15 protein-coding genes are annotated in these 16,131 nt (G+C 40.4%); 10 read left to right on the top strand and 5 right to left on the bottom strand.

From position 1 onward, the window contains the following. Window positions 1-60: 60 nt before the first annotated feature. From Q3A68_RS21185 to Q3A68_RS21170, 4 genes are all read left to right on the top strand, one after another. Window positions 61-1,182: an aminotransferase class I/II-fold pyridoxal phosphate-dependent enzyme gene (locus Q3A68_RS21185; protein ID WP_302903138.1), complete on the top strand. Its 1,122-nt coding sequence runs from the start codon at window positions 61-63 to the stop codon at window positions 1,180-1,182. Beyond that, a complete protein-coding gene (gene bioD, locus Q3A68_RS21180) occupies window positions 1,179-1,796 on the top strand; it encodes a dethiobiotin synthase (RefSeq protein WP_302903137.1) in 618 nt (205 codons plus the stop codon). Before Q3A68_RS21185 ends, bioD begins: the two co-directional genes overlap by 4 nt. A 62-nt stretch (window positions 1,797-1,858) precedes the next feature. Continuing rightward, window positions 1,859-2,752, top strand: coding sequence for a 3-hydroxybutyryl-CoA dehydrogenase (locus Q3A68_RS21175; protein ID WP_489671739.1), 894 nt, complete (start codon window positions 1,859-1,861; stop codon window positions 2,750-2,752). Window positions 2,753-2,815: 63 nt separating this feature from the next. Next, complete coding sequence (locus Q3A68_RS21170) at window positions 2,816-3,109, top strand: hypothetical protein (RefSeq protein ID WP_302903136.1); 294 nt, start codon at window positions 2,816-2,818, stop codon at window positions 3,107-3,109. A gap of 99 nt (window positions 3,110-3,208) precedes the next feature. Here the strand turns inward: Q3A68_RS21170 and argS are convergent, their stop codons facing one another. Continuing rightward, a complete protein-coding gene (argS, locus tag Q3A68_RS21165; RefSeq protein WP_302903135.1) occupies window positions 3,209-4,975 on the bottom strand; it encodes an arginine--tRNA ligase in 1,767 nt (588 codons plus the stop codon). 122 nt (window positions 4,976-5,097) lie between these two features. On the opposite strand from argS, the gene Q3A68_RS21160 reads away from it, so the two are divergent. The 4 genes from Q3A68_RS21160 to Q3A68_RS21145 all read left to right on the top strand — a co-directional run bounded on the left by Q3A68_RS21160 (window position 5,098) and on the right by Q3A68_RS21145 (window position 9,830). Further along, window positions 5,098-6,546, top strand: a complete 1,449-nt coding sequence (locus Q3A68_RS21160) for an arginine deiminase family protein (protein WP_302903134.1) — start codon at window positions 5,098-5,100, stop codon at window positions 6,544-6,546. A gap of 86 nt (window positions 6,547-6,632) precedes the next feature. Continuing rightward, entirely contained in the window at window positions 6,633-7,559 is a 927-nt protein-coding gene (gene ctlX / locus Q3A68_RS21155) for a citrulline utilization hydrolase CtlX (RefSeq protein ID WP_302903133.1), read from the top strand. Between the two features lie 113 nt (window positions 7,560-7,672). After that, window positions 7,673-9,067 (top strand): type III PLP-dependent enzyme domain-containing protein, encoded by a 1,395-nt coding sequence (locus Q3A68_RS21150; RefSeq protein WP_302903159.1) that lies wholly within the window; start codon window positions 7,673-7,675, stop codon window positions 9,065-9,067. Window positions 9,068-9,110: 43 nt separating this feature from the next. After that, window positions 9,111-9,830: a class I SAM-dependent methyltransferase gene (locus Q3A68_RS21145; protein WP_302903132.1), complete on the top strand. Its 720-nt coding sequence runs from the start codon at window positions 9,111-9,113 to the stop codon at window positions 9,828-9,830. Between the two features lie 24 nt (window positions 9,831-9,854). Here Q3A68_RS21145 and Q3A68_RS21140 read toward each other — a convergent pair whose 3' ends face one another. Continuing rightward, a complete protein-coding gene (locus tag Q3A68_RS21140; RefSeq protein ID WP_302903131.1) occupies window positions 9,855-10,574 on the bottom strand; it encodes an RluA family pseudouridine synthase in 720 nt (239 codons plus the stop codon). A gap of 126 nt (window positions 10,575-10,700) precedes the next feature. Here Q3A68_RS21140 and Q3A68_RS21135 point away from each other — a divergent pair, with 126 nt between their 5' ends. Further along, entirely contained in the window at window positions 10,701-11,162 is a 462-nt protein-coding gene (locus Q3A68_RS21135) for a hypothetical protein (protein ID WP_302903130.1), read from the top strand. Window positions 11,163-11,206: 44 nt separating this feature from the next. Here Q3A68_RS21135 and Q3A68_RS21130 read toward each other — a convergent pair whose 3' ends face one another. From Q3A68_RS21130 to gatB, 3 genes are all read right to left on the bottom strand, one after another. Continuing rightward, on the bottom strand, window positions 11,207-11,896 hold the full coding sequence (locus Q3A68_RS21130; protein WP_302903129.1) for a response regulator transcription factor: 690 nt from the start codon (window positions 11,894-11,896) through the stop codon (window positions 11,207-11,209). Window positions 11,897-11,988: 92 nt separating this feature from the next. Beyond that, window positions 11,989-13,125 carry a TlpA disulfide reductase family protein gene (locus tag Q3A68_RS21125; RefSeq protein ID WP_302903128.1) on the bottom strand — a complete coding sequence of 379 codons (1,137 nt, stop codon included), beginning with the start codon at window positions 13,123-13,125 and terminating at the stop codon, window positions 11,989-11,991. Further along, window positions 13,125-14,573 (bottom strand): Asp-tRNA(Asn)/Glu-tRNA(Gln) amidotransferase subunit GatB, encoded by a 1,449-nt coding sequence (gatB, locus tag Q3A68_RS21120; protein ID WP_302903127.1) that lies wholly within the window; start codon window positions 14,571-14,573, stop codon window positions 13,125-13,127. Before gatB ends, Q3A68_RS21125 begins: the two co-directional genes overlap by 1 nt. A gap of 283 nt (window positions 14,574-14,856) precedes the next feature. Here gatB and Q3A68_RS21115 point away from each other — a divergent pair, with 283 nt between their 5' ends. Beyond that, entirely contained in the window at window positions 14,857-16,050 is a 1,194-nt protein-coding gene (locus Q3A68_RS21115; RefSeq protein ID WP_302903126.1) for a M56 family metallopeptidase, read from the top strand. Window positions 16,051-16,131 lie beyond the last annotated feature (81 nt).

Here is a 16,131-nt window from a genome sequence, read left to right as displayed (position 1 = left end):
TTGAAGAAAGCCTTCCGCTTTAACGGGAGGCTTTCTCTATTTTAGCACAAATTTTTAACCTTGAGTGCTGCAGAAAAATTTATCCGGGAAAGACTTGAAGAAAGACGGGAAAATGGTTCTTACCGAACTTTAAAACCGGAAAATAACCTGGTCGATTTTTACTCAAACGATTATCTCGGCTTTGCACGTTCATCTACCTTAAAACAGTGGATAGATGATGAGATTGCAGCTAATCAGCGTGTATTAAATGGTTCTACTGGTTCCCGGCTTTTATCAGGCAATCTTACTTATACTGAAACATTAGAACGACAAATTGCGGATTACCACAAAGCTGAAGCCGGGTTGATTTATAATTCAGGATACGATGCCAACATCGGTTTGTTCTCGGCTCTACTTCAACGGGGCGATACCATTATATCGGACGAACTGATCCATGCTTCCATTATTGACGGGGCAAGACTGAGTTATGCTAACCGATATACCTTCAGGCACAACGATCTGGTAAGCCTGGAAGAAAAACTAAAACACGCCAAAGGGAATTGCTATGTAGTGATTGAAAGCGTTTATTCAATGGATGGTGATACACCGCCCATAAAAGAGATTTTGGCTATTACCCAAAAATATCATGCTGAACTAATAGTTGATGAAGCGCACGCTATCGGACTATATAACAATGGGTTAATAAATAAGTTGGCTTTAGAAAAAGAGATATTTGCCAGGGTTGTAACTTTCGGGAAAGCTTTGGGTTGTCATGGTGCTGTTGTGTTAGGAAGCAAAACATTAAGGGAGTATCTGATCAATTTTTCAAGGTCCTTTATCTACACCACCGCAGCTTCTTTTCACCAGATCGCATCAGTAAGAATGGCTTATAAAATGCTACCACAGGCCACTAATGAGATTGAAAAAGTGCGCAGCAATATTCAATTATTTAAAAAGCTGATAGTGGGTGCAAAGGGTGATTTATTGCCGAGCGATTCATCTATTCAATGCCTGGTTGTTGGCAATAATCAAAAGGCGAAAACAATAGCAAGTGAATTACAAAGCGCAGGTCTGGATGTCCGCCCTATTCTGAATCCTACGGTTGCTAAAGGGAGCGAACGATTACGAATATGTTTGCATTCCTTTAATTCTGATATTGAAATAACTTTGCTCTCGGAAATTTTACATCAATATACACTATGACCTCTAAAAACCCTCTGTTTGTTACCGGCATCGGTACTGGCATTGGCAAAACTGTTGTATCTGCCGTCCTGGTTGAAAAATTAAAGGCCGACTATTGGAAACCTATCCAATCCGGCGACCTGGATAAGAGCGACTCTCTATCGATAAAAAACCTGATATCAAATACGGTTACTAAAATTCACCCTGAAAGTTATCGTCTTACACAACCCTTTTCGCCGCATAAATCCGCTGCAATTGACGGTATAACGATTGACCCGGATAGATTCCATCTTCCTCAGACTAATAACGTCTTAATTGTAGAGGGTGCTGGTGGTTTAATGGTGCCCTTGAGCAATAATTTTTTGATGATTGATCTGATAAAAAAACTAGATGCCGAAGTGATTCTCGTATCTCAAAATTATCTGGGTAGCATTAATCATACCCTGCTATCTATCCATGCATTAAAAAATTACGGTATACCATTAAGAGGCATTATTTTTAATGGGACCAAAGAGAATTATTCCGAAGATTTTATTCTAAAAAACTCAGGGATTAAACTATTGGGGCATCTCCCGGAATATGATGGGATTGATAAAAAAGCCATAATTAACGCAGGCAATTATATTGAATTGTAATAATCAGATATTTTGCCATGTAAAGAATTTGCATCAACTTAGCATAATTCTAAACACCAATTATGATACAAAACGTTACGGTTATCGGTTCGGGAACTATGGGTAATGGCATTGCTCATACCTTTGCTCAAAATGGTTTTAAAGTTTCGCTGGTTGATATCAGCAGTGAGTCATTGGCTAAAGCATTGCAAACCATTACCAATAACCTGGACAGGCAGATCAAAAAAGGAGCAATTGAAGAATTTGTAAAGGTCTCTACCCTTTCTAACATTACCACTTATACTGAACTGAAAACTGGTGCAATCAATGCTGACCTGGTTGTTGAAGCCGCTACTGAAAATAAAGAAATCAAACTAAATCTTTTCAAACAACTGGGCGAACTCTGCAAGGCCGAAACAATACTGGCATCAAATACTTCTTCCATTTCAATCACGCAAATCGCAGCTGCAACCAGCAGACCTGATAAGGTAATTGGGATGCACTTTATGAACCCGGTTCCCATAATGAAACTGGTTGAGGTAATCCGGGGGTACGCCACAAGTGATATCACTACAAATGCCATCATGCAGCTTTCGCGTGACCTGGGAAAAGACCCTGTTGAGGTGAACGATTACCCAGGCTTTGTAGCTAATCGTATTTTAATGCCAATGATCAACGAAGCTGTCTACACTTTATACGAAGGCGTTGCTGGCGTTGTTGAAATTGATACTGTAATGAAACTGGGTATGGCGCATCCGATGGGCCCACTACAATTGGCTGACTTTATTGGGTTGGATGTTTGCCTGGCAATTTTAAAGGTATTATATGATGGTTTTGGCAACCAGAAATACGCCCCTTGCCCCCTGTTGGCTAACATGGTAACAGCTGGACATTTAGGCGTAAAATCAGGCAATGGCTTTTATACCTATACACCCGGAAATAAAGAATTAATAGTATCTCCCAAGTTCAAAGCTTAAAGACAATTAAACCTTTTCTGTATTTATCTGTTTATAGTTTATACCTATTTAAAACGAAAACAGATGAAAACTTTAATAAAAATAGGGCTGATCGCCGCGATGGGGTCATCTCTGTTTCTGACCTCATGCGCAGGCGAATATTATGTTTACGATCAACCAGCCGATGTATATTATGACCCGGGACCACCGCCCTTTACAGGCGCTATATGGATTGAAGGTGATTGGGTATACAGCGGTGGGCATTACGTACATAACCGCGGTCATTGGACCAGGGGACGGGCAAACCGTGCCTGGGTTAAAGGCAACTGGGAGCACAACAACCACGGTTATCGTTGGAACAGAGGCCACTGGCAATAATCAGTTGGCAGTTCTCAGTTGGGACTTTAGACCTTTCTAAATAGAAAAAGCGGTTTGCATCAAATATGCAAACCGCTTTTTTGTAATTATAAATCGAAATCACATTCTTTCCGGAACTTCAATTCCTAATAATCTCATCGCCTTTTTTATCACACGCGCTGTTGCAGATGACAGCTGTAAACGAAATTGCTTAGAGGTTTCATCTTCAGCCTGTAGAATCGATTTTTCGTGATAAAACTTATTGAAGGCCTTGGCTACTTCGTATACATAGTTGGCAATCACGGCCGGGCTATGTGAAGATGCAGCCTGTGATATAGTTTCTGGGAATTGACTTAGAATCAATATTAAATCCCTTTCCACAACATCTAATAATTCAATACTTATTTTTTGATTACCAAATCCCTCAGCCCTGCTCAATACTGAACGGATACGTGCATGTGTATATTGAATAAACGGACCTGTATGCCCCTGGAAATCCACTGATTCATTTGGATCGAACAGTAAACGCTTTTTAGGATCAACTTTCAGTAAGAAATACTTTAATGCCCCCATGCCGATAGTGTGATAAAGCTCGGTCTTTTCGGCTTCACTATAGTTTTCAACTTTCCCTAAAGCTTCAGTTTGTTCTTTGGCGGTTTGCTCCATTTCGGCGATCAGGTCATCAGCATCAACTACCGTTCCCTCACGCGATTTCATTTTACCGGACGGCAGGTCAACCATACCATACGATAAATGGTACAATCCTTTTGCCCATGATTTACCCAGTTTCTCCAGAATCAGGAATAGCACTTTAAAGTGGTAATCCTGCTCGTTACCTACTACATAGATGGACTCATCCATGTGAAAATTTTTATATTTCTCCTCGGCAGTACCTAAATCCTGGGTCATATAAACTGACGTACCATCGGAACGACGTACCAGTTTCTGATCCAAACCGTCGGCAGTCAGGTCTATCCAAACCGAACCGTCTGCCTTTTCAAAAAACACACCTCTTTCAAGTCCTTCTTCAACGATATCTTTTCCTAATAAATAAGTTTCCGATTCGTAATAAAATTTATCAAAATTGACGCCTAAAGCTTCGTAAGTTTTACCAAAACCGTCATAAACCCACAGGTTCATCGTCTTCCACAGGTTGATTACTGCTTCATTTCCAGCCTCCCATTGCTGCAGCATCTCCTGTGCTTCTTTGATGATGGGCGCATTCTTTTTGGCTTCCTCTTCTGTTTGTCCAAATGATTTGAGCTCGTCTATTTGTTTTTTGTACTCCTTATCGAAAAGTACATAGTATTTACCAACTAAATGATCGCCTTTTTCTCCGGTCGATTCAGGGGTTTCACCATTGCCGAATTTTTGCCAGGCCAGCATGGATTTGCAAATGTGGATCCCCCTATCGTTCACCAAATTGCTTTTGATCACATCGTAGCCATCAGCCTTTAATATTTCCGCAACAGAATAACCCAACAGATTATTACGCACGTGGCCTAAATGGAGTGGTTTGTTCGTATTGGGTGATGAGTATTCCACCATCACTTTTTTGCCATTTGGTTTATAATCAGCAAAATCATCAGGCAGAATTTCATTATAGAATTTATCGACCCAATAGCTGTCTGCCAGCGAAATATTCAAAAATCCCTTGATCACATTGAAACCGGCGATTTCTTTCACATCGTTCTTCAGAACCTCTCCTATTTCGGCGCCGGTTTGCTCTGGCGATTTACGTGAAAACCTGGTAAACGGAAACGTTACGATAGTTATTTGTCCTTCAAATTCCTTACGGGTTGGCTGCAGGTTTACGTCTGCGTCATTCAATTCTGTTTGGTATAGGGTTTTAACTGCTTTAACAGCGGCTTCAATTATAAAATCCATTCGCCAAAATTAATAAATTGGTTGGTAGTTCGTGGCCGATAGTTCATGGTTTTCCTAACTATGGGTTATGAACTATCAACTATGAACTAAAAAGTATAGCTTTGCTATTCTCGTAATTATTTATGACCAAAAAGAATAATGAATTTCGTATCGATGTAACGTCCGAAATAGGCGACCTGCGTTGCTTGTTAATACATAGTCCCGACAGTGGATTAGGAAAAGTAGTACCCTCAAAAGCGCAGGATTGGCTGTTTGAAGATATTGTGCACCTGGATACCATGCGCCGCAATGAGTATGACTATTACGTAAAACTGCTCATGTATTTCCTCGATCCGGATAAAATAAAAGGCAGATTGAAAGAGATCGACTCAAAAGAACACGACCGTGCCTTTTTTAAACCTGATAACGAAAGCTTCCATGCATCGACCAAAGTGATCGAACTGCAAAATCTGCTGGCAGATATTTTGATTGAGGATGATATTCGCAAAAAACTGGTGGCCTCTGTTTGTGCTATTGAAGGTTGCACCTATCGTCTTCAGCAAAAGTTAATCAATACCAAGGCTATTGAACTGGCTAAAATATTTATCTCGGGATCTTTGGGCAATGATGAAATGATCTTCGCCCCCATCCCCAACCTGATATTTTCGAGGGACATTGGCATCGCTATTAATGATCATATGCTGCTGAACAAGCCTGCAAAAAAAGCCCGTGCAAGGGAAACTCTGTTAGCGCGATATATTTTCTTCAATCACCCGCTTTTTGCTAAATATCAGGGCAATATCCTCGAGATACCAGAGACCGTGCACCATTTCTTACGCCCTGGCGAAGAGCAGGAAGAAAAAACCACACTGGAAGGCGGTGATGTAATGATGGTTAGCCCTAATCATTTATTGATCGGTTGCAGTGAACGTACCTCGATAAGCGGAGCCAATGAGGCGATGAAGCTGCTTTTTGAGAACGATGTGGTGAAGAAAGTCACCATCGTAAAGATTCCTCATAAGCGTGATTACATGCACATTGATACGATCTTTACGCAAGTAAAACGCAACGTGTGGGTGATGCTGGGTTCTCTTTCGGCATTGGAAATTCAGGAAGAAGAAACCAACGTGGTAAAATGGTTCACTGAAAAAAAACAGAAGGATAAAACGGATATTATCCAATTTGAAAAAGACAGAACCAAACCACGAATATTTAAGAGCCTGGAAGAATTGCTAAGCGATATCAGCGAAAATGACCTGCAAAGCGGCAAAAAAACCAAATTTATTTATTCGGGCAATGACAAATTCCCTTTTGATGCCCGCGAGCAATGGACCGACTCCTGCAACTTGCTGGCTTTAAAAGAAGGCGTGGTATTAGGTTATGACCGTAATGATAAAACCGTAGAGGCTTTCAGGAAAAAAGGGTTTGAGATTGTGAAAGTGGCTGACCTGCTGCAAAAGTTTGAGAATGGCGAGATCGATCCGCACGATCTGAAGGATACATTGATATTAATGCCTTCGTCGGAACTTTCCCGTGCCCGCGGTGGTTTCCATTGTATGAGCATGCCGCTATTGCGGGATAAAATATTGTAGTCATTGATCACTGGTCATTAGTCATTAGAAAAGAGCGGATGACTAGTGATCAATGACTAACGACATTCACCAATGACTAATGACCAATGACTAACCAACAGACAACATCTACCATATTAATGATCCGCCCGGTAAACTTTGTGTTTAACGAGCAAACTGCCGGAAGCAACGCTTTCCAGAACAGAAATGCTGAACAGCAACGAGTACAGGATAAGGCTCTGGAGGAATTTGATCGCTTTGTTAGCCTACTGCGTGAAAATGGCGTTGAAGTAATCGTGATCGATGATACAACTAAGCCGCATACCCCGGACTCCATCTTTCCAAATAACTGGGTATCATTCCATAATGATGGCACCGTTTTTCTTTATCCGATGATGGCTGAAAACCGCCGACTGGAGCGCAGAGAAGACATTATCACCCAGCTGGAAGATGAGTTTAAGGTAAAGCATGTGATCGACCTAAGCCATTTTGAGCATGAGAATAAGTTTCTGGAAGGAACAGGCAGCATGGTACTCGATCGTGAAAATAAAATCGCCTATGCCTGCTTATCGCCACGCACTGATAAGGAAGTGCTTGAGGAATTCTGCAAGGACAGTGGTTACAAGCCTGTGATTTTCCACGCTATCGACCGAAATGGCATGGATATTTACCATACCAATGTATTGATGTGCATCGGCAGCAGCTATGCGGTGATCTGTCTGGATAGCATCAAAGATGAAACAGAAAAGGCCACAGTGACCCAGTCATTCCGATCAACCCAAAAGCAAGTAGTAGATATTTCCTTCGATCAGATGAACCATTTTGCCGGTAATATGCTTGAGGTTCAAAATAAGTCCGGAGAAAGTCTTCTGGTGATGTCCAAAAGTGCCTGGGATTCGCTCAATTATGAGCAAAAATCTATTTTAAGTTCGTTTAGCAAACCGCTTTATTCTGACATCAGTACCATAGAAAATAATGGCGGAGGCAGCGCCCGCTGCATGATGGCCGAAGTGCATTTACCACATAATTTATAAGATTTTTAAACCGAATATGATATTAAGGTAAAATATTTATTAAAAATCTTTTAAATCACAAATTGATGTATATATCTCGTTAAAAAATTACATTTTTGGCAAAATTTTTAAGAATGCAGAGTTACCAGGAATTTCTTGATCTGAGTGTAGGTTTTCCGCAGGATGGGTTCGAGATCATTGATGATGAGTTATATTTTAATGATCTGAATTTGATGGAGATGATCGAAACGTATGGCACACCGCTTCGTTTCACTTATTTGCCTATGGTATCCAAAAAGATACAGCAGGCAAAACTGTTATTTCAGCAGGCGATTGTAAAAAACAATTACCGTGGTAGCTATAAATACTGTTATTGCACAAAAAGCTCTCACTTTAAACATATTGTTGAAGAAGCGCTGAAAAATGATATCCACCTGGAAACATCTTCAGCATTCGATATGCCAATGATCGATGCATTAGAGAAAAAGGGCGCACTAACTAAAGATATGACCGTTATCTGCAACGGTTTTAAAACTTTCCAGTACAAAACCTATATTGTTGATATGCTGCATGATGGATTCAAAAACATCATCCCGGTATTGGATAATAAGGAAGAGTTTAACATCTATGATGATGAGATCGAGATGGATACTCCTTGTAACCTTGGTATACGCATAGCGGCTGAGGAGCAGCCTGATTCGCAGTTCTATACGTCTCGTTTAGGTATACGCATGGAGGATATTATCGATTTTTATTATAACAAGATCGAACCAAATCCGAACTTCAAAGTAAAACTGCTGCACTTCTTTATCAACTCCGGTATTTCGGATACGCCGTATTACTGGAACGAGTTGGAAAAATATGTAACCCTGTATTGCAAGTTTAAAAAGATCAACCCCGATCTGGACACTTTGGATATTGGCGGAGGCATGCCTTTTAAAGATTCATTGGTATTCGATTTTGATTATGAATACATGATCAACGAGATCGTTAGCCGTATCAAAGAAATTTGCGCCGACAACGATACCGAGGAACCAGATATCATTACTGAGTTTGGAAAATATACTTGTGCCGAAGCTTCAGGAATTTTATATAAAGTGCTCGGTCGTAAACAACAAAATGACCGCGAGAAATGGCTAATGCTGGATGGTTCATTTATTACCAATCTTCCCGATGTTTGGGCACTGAATCAAAAGTATATTTTGTTGCCGGTAAACAACTGGGACTCAGAATATGAGCGTGTAAACCTTGGCGGTATTACTTGCGACGGCCAGGACTATTACAACCAGGAAGCACACATGAATAGTGTATTTATGCCTAAAACACGTAAAGTGCAATACCTGGGCTTCTTTAATACCGGGGCTTACCAAGAGGTTTTAAGCGGATATGGTGGTATTCACCATTGCCTGCTGCCGTCGCCTAAGCACGTTATCATCCGTCGCAACCGCGATGAGACTTTCAATTTCGAAGTATTCGGCGAAGAACAAAATAGTAAACAAGTACTGAAGATATTAGGCTATACCACCTGAGATTATTTCATAAACTTATTAAGCCGACCGCTGTTAAGTTATTATGCTTAAAATCGGATCGGCTTTTTTGGTGCTTATACCCCTGCTCTGTTCCGTATCAAACCCCAGATCTCAACAGAAGGACGATAGCATTTATACCTATAAAACTGCTTCGGATGGCGGTACAGGCAAATTCTATTTTGGCCGCGAAATAGCCCATATAATGGATTTCAGCGGATCGGCCTGGCTAGAACGAAATAATCGCCAGATCGAGGAGAATTCAAATCTGACTGTTTCCAAACTTCCCATAAACGAAAACAGCGTTGTGGCTGACATTGGCGCAGGTACAGGTTATTATACCTTCAAAATCTACAACCGGATAACCAAAGGGAAAATATACGCCGAAGAAATACAAGACGATGCGGTAAATTATCTCAAAAATAAAGCGGGTCAGCTGGCAGCGATGAATGTCATTATTGTTAAAGGCAATGAAAAATCGCCAGAATTGCCTGCGAATAGTATTGATCTAGCCTTAATGGTGGATGTTTACCATGAATTAAGTTATCCCCACGAAATGCTTCAAAACATCCGTAAATCATTAAAACCCAAAGGCAAACTATTATTGCTTGAATATCGCGCTGAAGACCCTAAAGTAGACATAAAACCGTTACACAAAATGACCGTAAAACAGGCTAACAAAGAATTAAGTGCAAACGGTTTTCATTTGATTGAAGATGGTGAGTTTTTACCTATTCAGCACTATTTACTGTTCGAAAAAGACTGATAACTAATACCCGGGCACCGATCACTAACTATCAAACTTCTCCAGCAACTTCAACAAGGTCTCTAAATCCTTAGGGTATGGCGCGTGAATAGTAACTTCCTTGCCATCTAATAATTTAAAACTTACCTCGTAGGCATGCAGCGCAAATCGCTTCATAATCGGTTGCTCTTCCTGGTCTTTGCCTAAATGGTATTTGCGCTTGATCTCCGATAGGAAAACCGGCTTGCCGCGATACATTTCATCTCCAGCTATCGTGGCACGCTGTGAGGCCAGATGAATACGGATCTGGTGCATACGACCTGTCACAGGGCGGCATTCAACCAAAGTATAATGTTTAAAGTATTTTAGTGATTGAAACCATGTTTCGGCGCGCTTACCTTCTTGTCTGCTGATGCTTACGTTTCCTTTACCAACATTCAATATCGGGAGGTCAACCAGCAAGTTTTCGAAAACATGGGTGCCTTCAATAATAGCGTGATATACTTTCTTAACCTGCCTTTTCTCAAACTGTATGGAAACGGTTCGATAAGCTTCCGGATTTTTTGCGATGATTAGCGCACCTGAAGTTTCCTTATCCAAACGGTGACATATCTGCGCATCCTCTGAGTATGCCTTTGCCATGCGCAGCAAATTGATCTCTCCGCCTTCACGTTCATCCAGCGAACTTAAAAAAGGCGGCTTATTTACCACGATCACATCTTCATTCTCAAACAATATCAGGTCGGCAAACTTCGGAAACTTCATAGCCGGCAAAAATACGCTTATTAATAGAAATACCGAAAGGGTGCACGCTTATGAGCTAGTAATAAAACAAACATTGCAAGCCAGTGGTTAAGCAAGTGAAAAACATTAACATCTAACTACAAAAACATGAGCACAAACTCAACCGGACCTGAAGAAAAGGGATTTTTCGAGAAGGTCAAAGAAACCATAGAACATCTATGGGATGGTACTAAAGATACAGCCGAGGGAATAAAAGATAAAACTGCCGATACGATAGAACATATAAAAGACAAAGTAACAACCGAAAAGAAAACGGTGGCCGGGAAACCAGTTACCGACAAAAAGAAGGTGGCTGCAAAATCAAGAATAGTAAAAGCCAAAGCAGAGGCAGCAGCAGCTGATGTGAAAACTAAAGCGGACACTAAAATAAAGCAGATTAAGGCAAAGGCAGCTGACGAAACCTCTAAGGCTAAAAAGGTTGTGGCTAATGTAAAGTCGAAAACGGCTCAAAAGACTAAGGAAATAGAAGCCAAGGCAAAAGCAGCAAACACAGCGGTAAAGAAATCAGCCGCCAAAAAGACTGCGGCCATAAAAAAAACAACCGCTTAAATACTTTATAAGTAAAAATGCCCCGGGGTTGCGGGGCATTTTTACTATCCTTCAAATTTATATCCGACGCCTTTTACCGTCGAAACGATATCGTCTCCGAGTTTTTCGCGCAGCTTACGGATGTGGACATCGATAGTACGGTTGGTTACCACTACCGAATCTTCCCAAATATTTTTTAGTATTACCTCGCGGGTGTAAACCTTTCCGGGTTTCGACGCTAACAAGTATAATAATTCAAATTCTTTCTTAGCCAATACAACCTTTTCACCGTTCTGGTAAACCAGGTAGGCTTCACGGTCTATGGTAAGGCCGCCAATTTCAAGTTTGTTATCGGTTACTTCTTCAGCAGGAGCATTTCTTCTTAAGATCGCATTGATACGGCTAACCAGCGCGCGAGGCTTAATAGGTTTGGCGATGTAATCATCTGCACCTACATTAAAACCAGCAATCTCTGAGTATTCTTCACTGCGGGCAGTCAAAAACACCATAAAAGTATTTTTGAACTCGGGCATGGTACGCATAATGCGACAAGCCTCAATGCCATCCATTTTTGGCATCATAATATCCAGCACAATTAAGTCCGGAAGTACTTTTTTAGCCTCAGAAACAGCTTCCTGGCCATTTCTTGCGGTATAAACCTGATACCCTTCCTTCTTTAAATTATATTCTATCAACTCTAAAATATCCGGTTCGTCATCAACAATAAGAATTTTTTGCTTCGTAGATGTGCTCATATTACAAATTTTGCATAAAGATATAAGCTTAAAAAAAGCAAATGGTTACGTAGTTGTTAACAAATTGTTAAGTGTTACCTTATCTTAACTTATTATTGAGGCTTATTAAACGTTTTGTTTAAGAAATCTTCAAGATCGCTTCCGGTAATATTCTTGGCAATTATATTTCCCTGAGGATCAATCATAAAATTTGAAGGGATCGCATTTATATGATAGAGCCTTTCAGTTGGCCCCTCAAAGTTCTTTAAATCAGAAGCATGGCTCCATGAAAGTTTATCCTGATCAATAGCTTGCTGCCACTTGCCTTTATCTACATCCAATGATATACCCAGTATATTAAGACCTTTATTTTTATAGCGCTCGTACTGTTTTACGACATTCGGATTTTCCTGGCGACAAGGTGCACACCAGGATGCCCAGAAATCAACCAACACGTACTTACCTTTATAATCGGATAATTTAACAGGTTTTCCATCGAGCCCTGTCGTTGTAAAATCAGGGGCTTTATGGCCTACTGAGATCGGCTTTACCTCCATCATGTTACGAACAAAACGTTTCACCGCAGGGTTATCACTGAAGAGATTTTTCGCCTGGACATTATCTGCATAAGCTACCAGTTGTTGCTCGTACCTGTTGGGATCTACGCCCGTGATCGCAAAAAAACCTGCAAGCGAGCCACTGTTGTCATTGGCAAATTTCAGTACAGCCTGGCTTTGATCATTCAGCAGCTTTTCGAGCCTTGGACGGTAGACTTTGATAAGTGAATCCGACTCACGGCCTATCTTTTGTGCCTCTTGACGATATTGTTCGGTAAGGATCGCAATTTGCTTATTATATACATTATCGATCTGGTTAAACTGCTTGATCTTTTCTGAATCATCTGAACCAGTAACCGTATACTTTCTTGTAGTATCCGCCAAATCGGTCGAGAAAGAAATGTCATCACCGTTTTTGGCAATCACATCAAAAACGGCAGTTTTACCTGTGCGTACATCGAACAGGTTTTGATAAGGCGACGACCGCTTGAACTCAAATTTCCCATTTTCGCTCAAATTAGTCGAATCTACCATTGTCAAACCAGCACTATCAGCTTGAAAAAGGTATACCTTTTTTACTGGCCCCGGATTCTTGATAGTTCCTGAAAGAGTAAATGCTGACTTGTCTTTACAAGAACTGATTATTCCCATCAATCCCACAATACAACAATAAACAATAAAACGATTCTTCATTATTTCGATTCTAATTCTTTTATCAATAACTGGTTAGTTTTCTGCGGGTCAATTTTACCTTTTGACCGTTTCATGATCTCACCCATAAATAATCCCAAAACCCCCTTCTTCCCTTTCCGGTATTCAATCACTTTATCCGGGAATTTGGCTATAGCTTCGTTTATAAATTGGTACACATCGTCTACATCGGCGGTGATCAACAGGTTCAGTTCTTTAGCTAATTGATCAGGTCCTTTTTCGGGATCATTGATCATAGCAGGGAATAGCTTTTGCGATGCTACCGAATTATTAACCTGGCCCGACTCAATCAACACTATAAGCAAGGCTAAATTAGCAGGCTTGATGGTGAACTCATTAATACTTATGCCATTTTCATTCAGATATGATTTTACTGAGCCCATCAACCAGTTTGATGCTGATTTATAGTTTCCGGTATGTTTGATCAGCTCTTCAAAATACAAAGCAAACTCTCTGTCCGCAGTAATTACAGAAGCATCATAAGCAGGTAAACCAAGCGTTGAGATACACTTGTTATAAAGTTCATTTGGCAATGCCGGTAATTCTTCCTTTATCTTGTTTACAAATTCGATATTCAGAAATAAAGGCTGCAGATCAGGTTCTGGAAAATAGCGGTAATCGTTTGCCATTTCTTTTGAGCGTAAAACAGAGGTCTCGCCTGTATCTGCATTAAAGTTTAGTGTATTTTGTTCTATATGGCCACCCTTCTCAATTATCTTAACCTGGCGCTCAAATTCATGATCAATAGCCCGCTGAACATTACGAATAGAGTTAAGATTTTTCACCTCACACCGATTCCCGTAAATGGTGTTTCCTCTTAATCTCACTGAAATGTTGGCATCACAACGCATGCTGCCTTCTTCCATATTACCGTCGCAAATATCAAGGTAGCGAAGCAGTTTACGTATCTCAGTCAAGTATTGTCCGGCTTCCTCACTGCTGCGGATATCTGGTTCTGATACGATCTCGATCAATGGTACCCCTGCCCTGTTCAAATCAATCAATGAATCGGCTTGATGCTGATCGTGCATACTTTTACCTGCATCCTCTTCCATGTGGATATGATGAATGGCTATATCTTTCTGAGTACCGTCAGACAGGCGTACGGTAACGTATCCGCCTAAACACACCGGGGATTGATCCTGCGTAATCTGGTATCCTTTAGGCAGATCTGCATAAAAGTAATTCTTACGGGCAAATGTATTATTGAGGTTGATGCTACAATTACAAGCCAGACCCATTTTAACGGCATACTCAACCATGCGCTTATTAATGCGTGGTAATGTACCCGGATGGCCCAGCGAAATCGGGCTGATATGTTCATTAGGACCGGCACCAAATGCTGCTGAATCCGAAGAAAAGGCTTTGCTTAATGTAGATAACTGAGCATGCACTTCCAAACCTACCACCAGCTCATATTTGTCTTTCATCTTCCCAGATAGAATTTCTTGATCAATATTTTAATACCAAATTAACGGCAAGCGTCAAATATAGTTAAAACTATAAAATACATAGGCAATAAAGCTTATCTTATAGGCTGAACCTGCTTTTTTATGATTATTCACTGCAATTTGAAAACTATGTTTATCGTTATACACACATAATCAACTGATTAAAATAAAATATTCACTCAAACTAAATATTTAGTTATAAATGTCATAACAACTCTTTAACTTAGTATAACTAAAAACTTAATTATTAACCTTAGCGCCTATGAACCCCCTGCAATATATAGTTTTGGCAAACCTATTCCTTAGCGCATTCTTTGGATTATATGTACTTCTGTTGAAGAATGAGACATTTTTTCTGATAAACAGAATCTACTTATTATCATCCCTGCTCCTGTCATTTATCCTGCCGCTTATTCACACCAATTGGTTTGGAGAATCTGCTATTGCCGAACAGATAAAATATTCCGTTATAGGCAATCCAATTGAGGTATTTGCGACCGGACAGGCGGATGCATCCCATTTTACATTTTTTCAGTTTGCATCATGGGCATATTACGCGGGGATTGTAGTTTTTGCTTTGCATCTTCTTATCAGGTTATTGGCTGTTAAAAAGATCATTTTTAAATCAGATGGCCAGTCATCCTATTCATTTTTCAAGAAGATATATGTGAGCGATAGTAATTCGGCCAGTCAACTTATATGCGAGCATGAAAATATCCATGCTGCTCAATGGCATTCAGCAGATGTGTTATACATGGAGATCGTGATTGTTTTCAACTGGTTTAATCCCTTGGTGTACTTATTCAGAAAAGAATTGAAAAATGTACACGAGTTTATTGCTGATGAAGGCGCTTTGAAGCTTTCTGGCAGTAAAAAGGACTATGCCATACTTTTAGTCAGTCAAACGTTTGAAACACCTATAAATAACTTAGTTAATTCATTTTTCAATCAAAAATTATTAAAACAACGCATTATGATGATCCAAAAAAATAAATCGCAAAAAAGCGCGCTATTAAAGTATCTGCTCGCTGTGCCTTTATTTGTGTTGATGTTAACGCTGTCTTCAGCAACCATTGCTAAAAACGAAACAGTCATCTCATCAGAGAAAACAATACTTCCACCGCAGCAAAAAGATACTCGAATATTCACCGCGGTTGAGCATGCGCCAAACTATCCCGGGGGAGTAGATATATTTTATAAATTTCTACAGCAAAACATTAAATACCCTGCTGAAGCACGTAATAAGAAAATAGAGGGTAAGGTTTTTGTGTCCTTTATAGTGGAAAAAGATGGTTCTCTCAGCACTTTTAAAGTTCTACGCGATCCAGGTGCCGGCTGCGGGGTGGAAGCGCTTAGAGTAATGAAGTTATCTCCTAAATGGAATCCAGGAATCCAAAATGGGCATAAGGTAAGGGTTCAGTATACCTTGCCGATCAGCTTTACGCTTAAAGCATAACTTAATACGGGTGTCATGCTGTGGCTCTCGAAGCATGCGGGCAAGGCCCCTAGGCACACACTTCGAGTGCCTCAGTGTGAC

The sequence above is a fragment of the Mucilaginibacter tolerans genome, from assembly GCF_030519375.1.
Taxonomy (GTDB): domain Bacteria; phylum Bacteroidota; class Bacteroidia; order Sphingobacteriales; family Sphingobacteriaceae; genus Mucilaginibacter.
The sequence above is the reverse complement of the archived record's forward strand: the minus strand, read 5'-3'. Positions and strand labels throughout refer to the sequence as shown.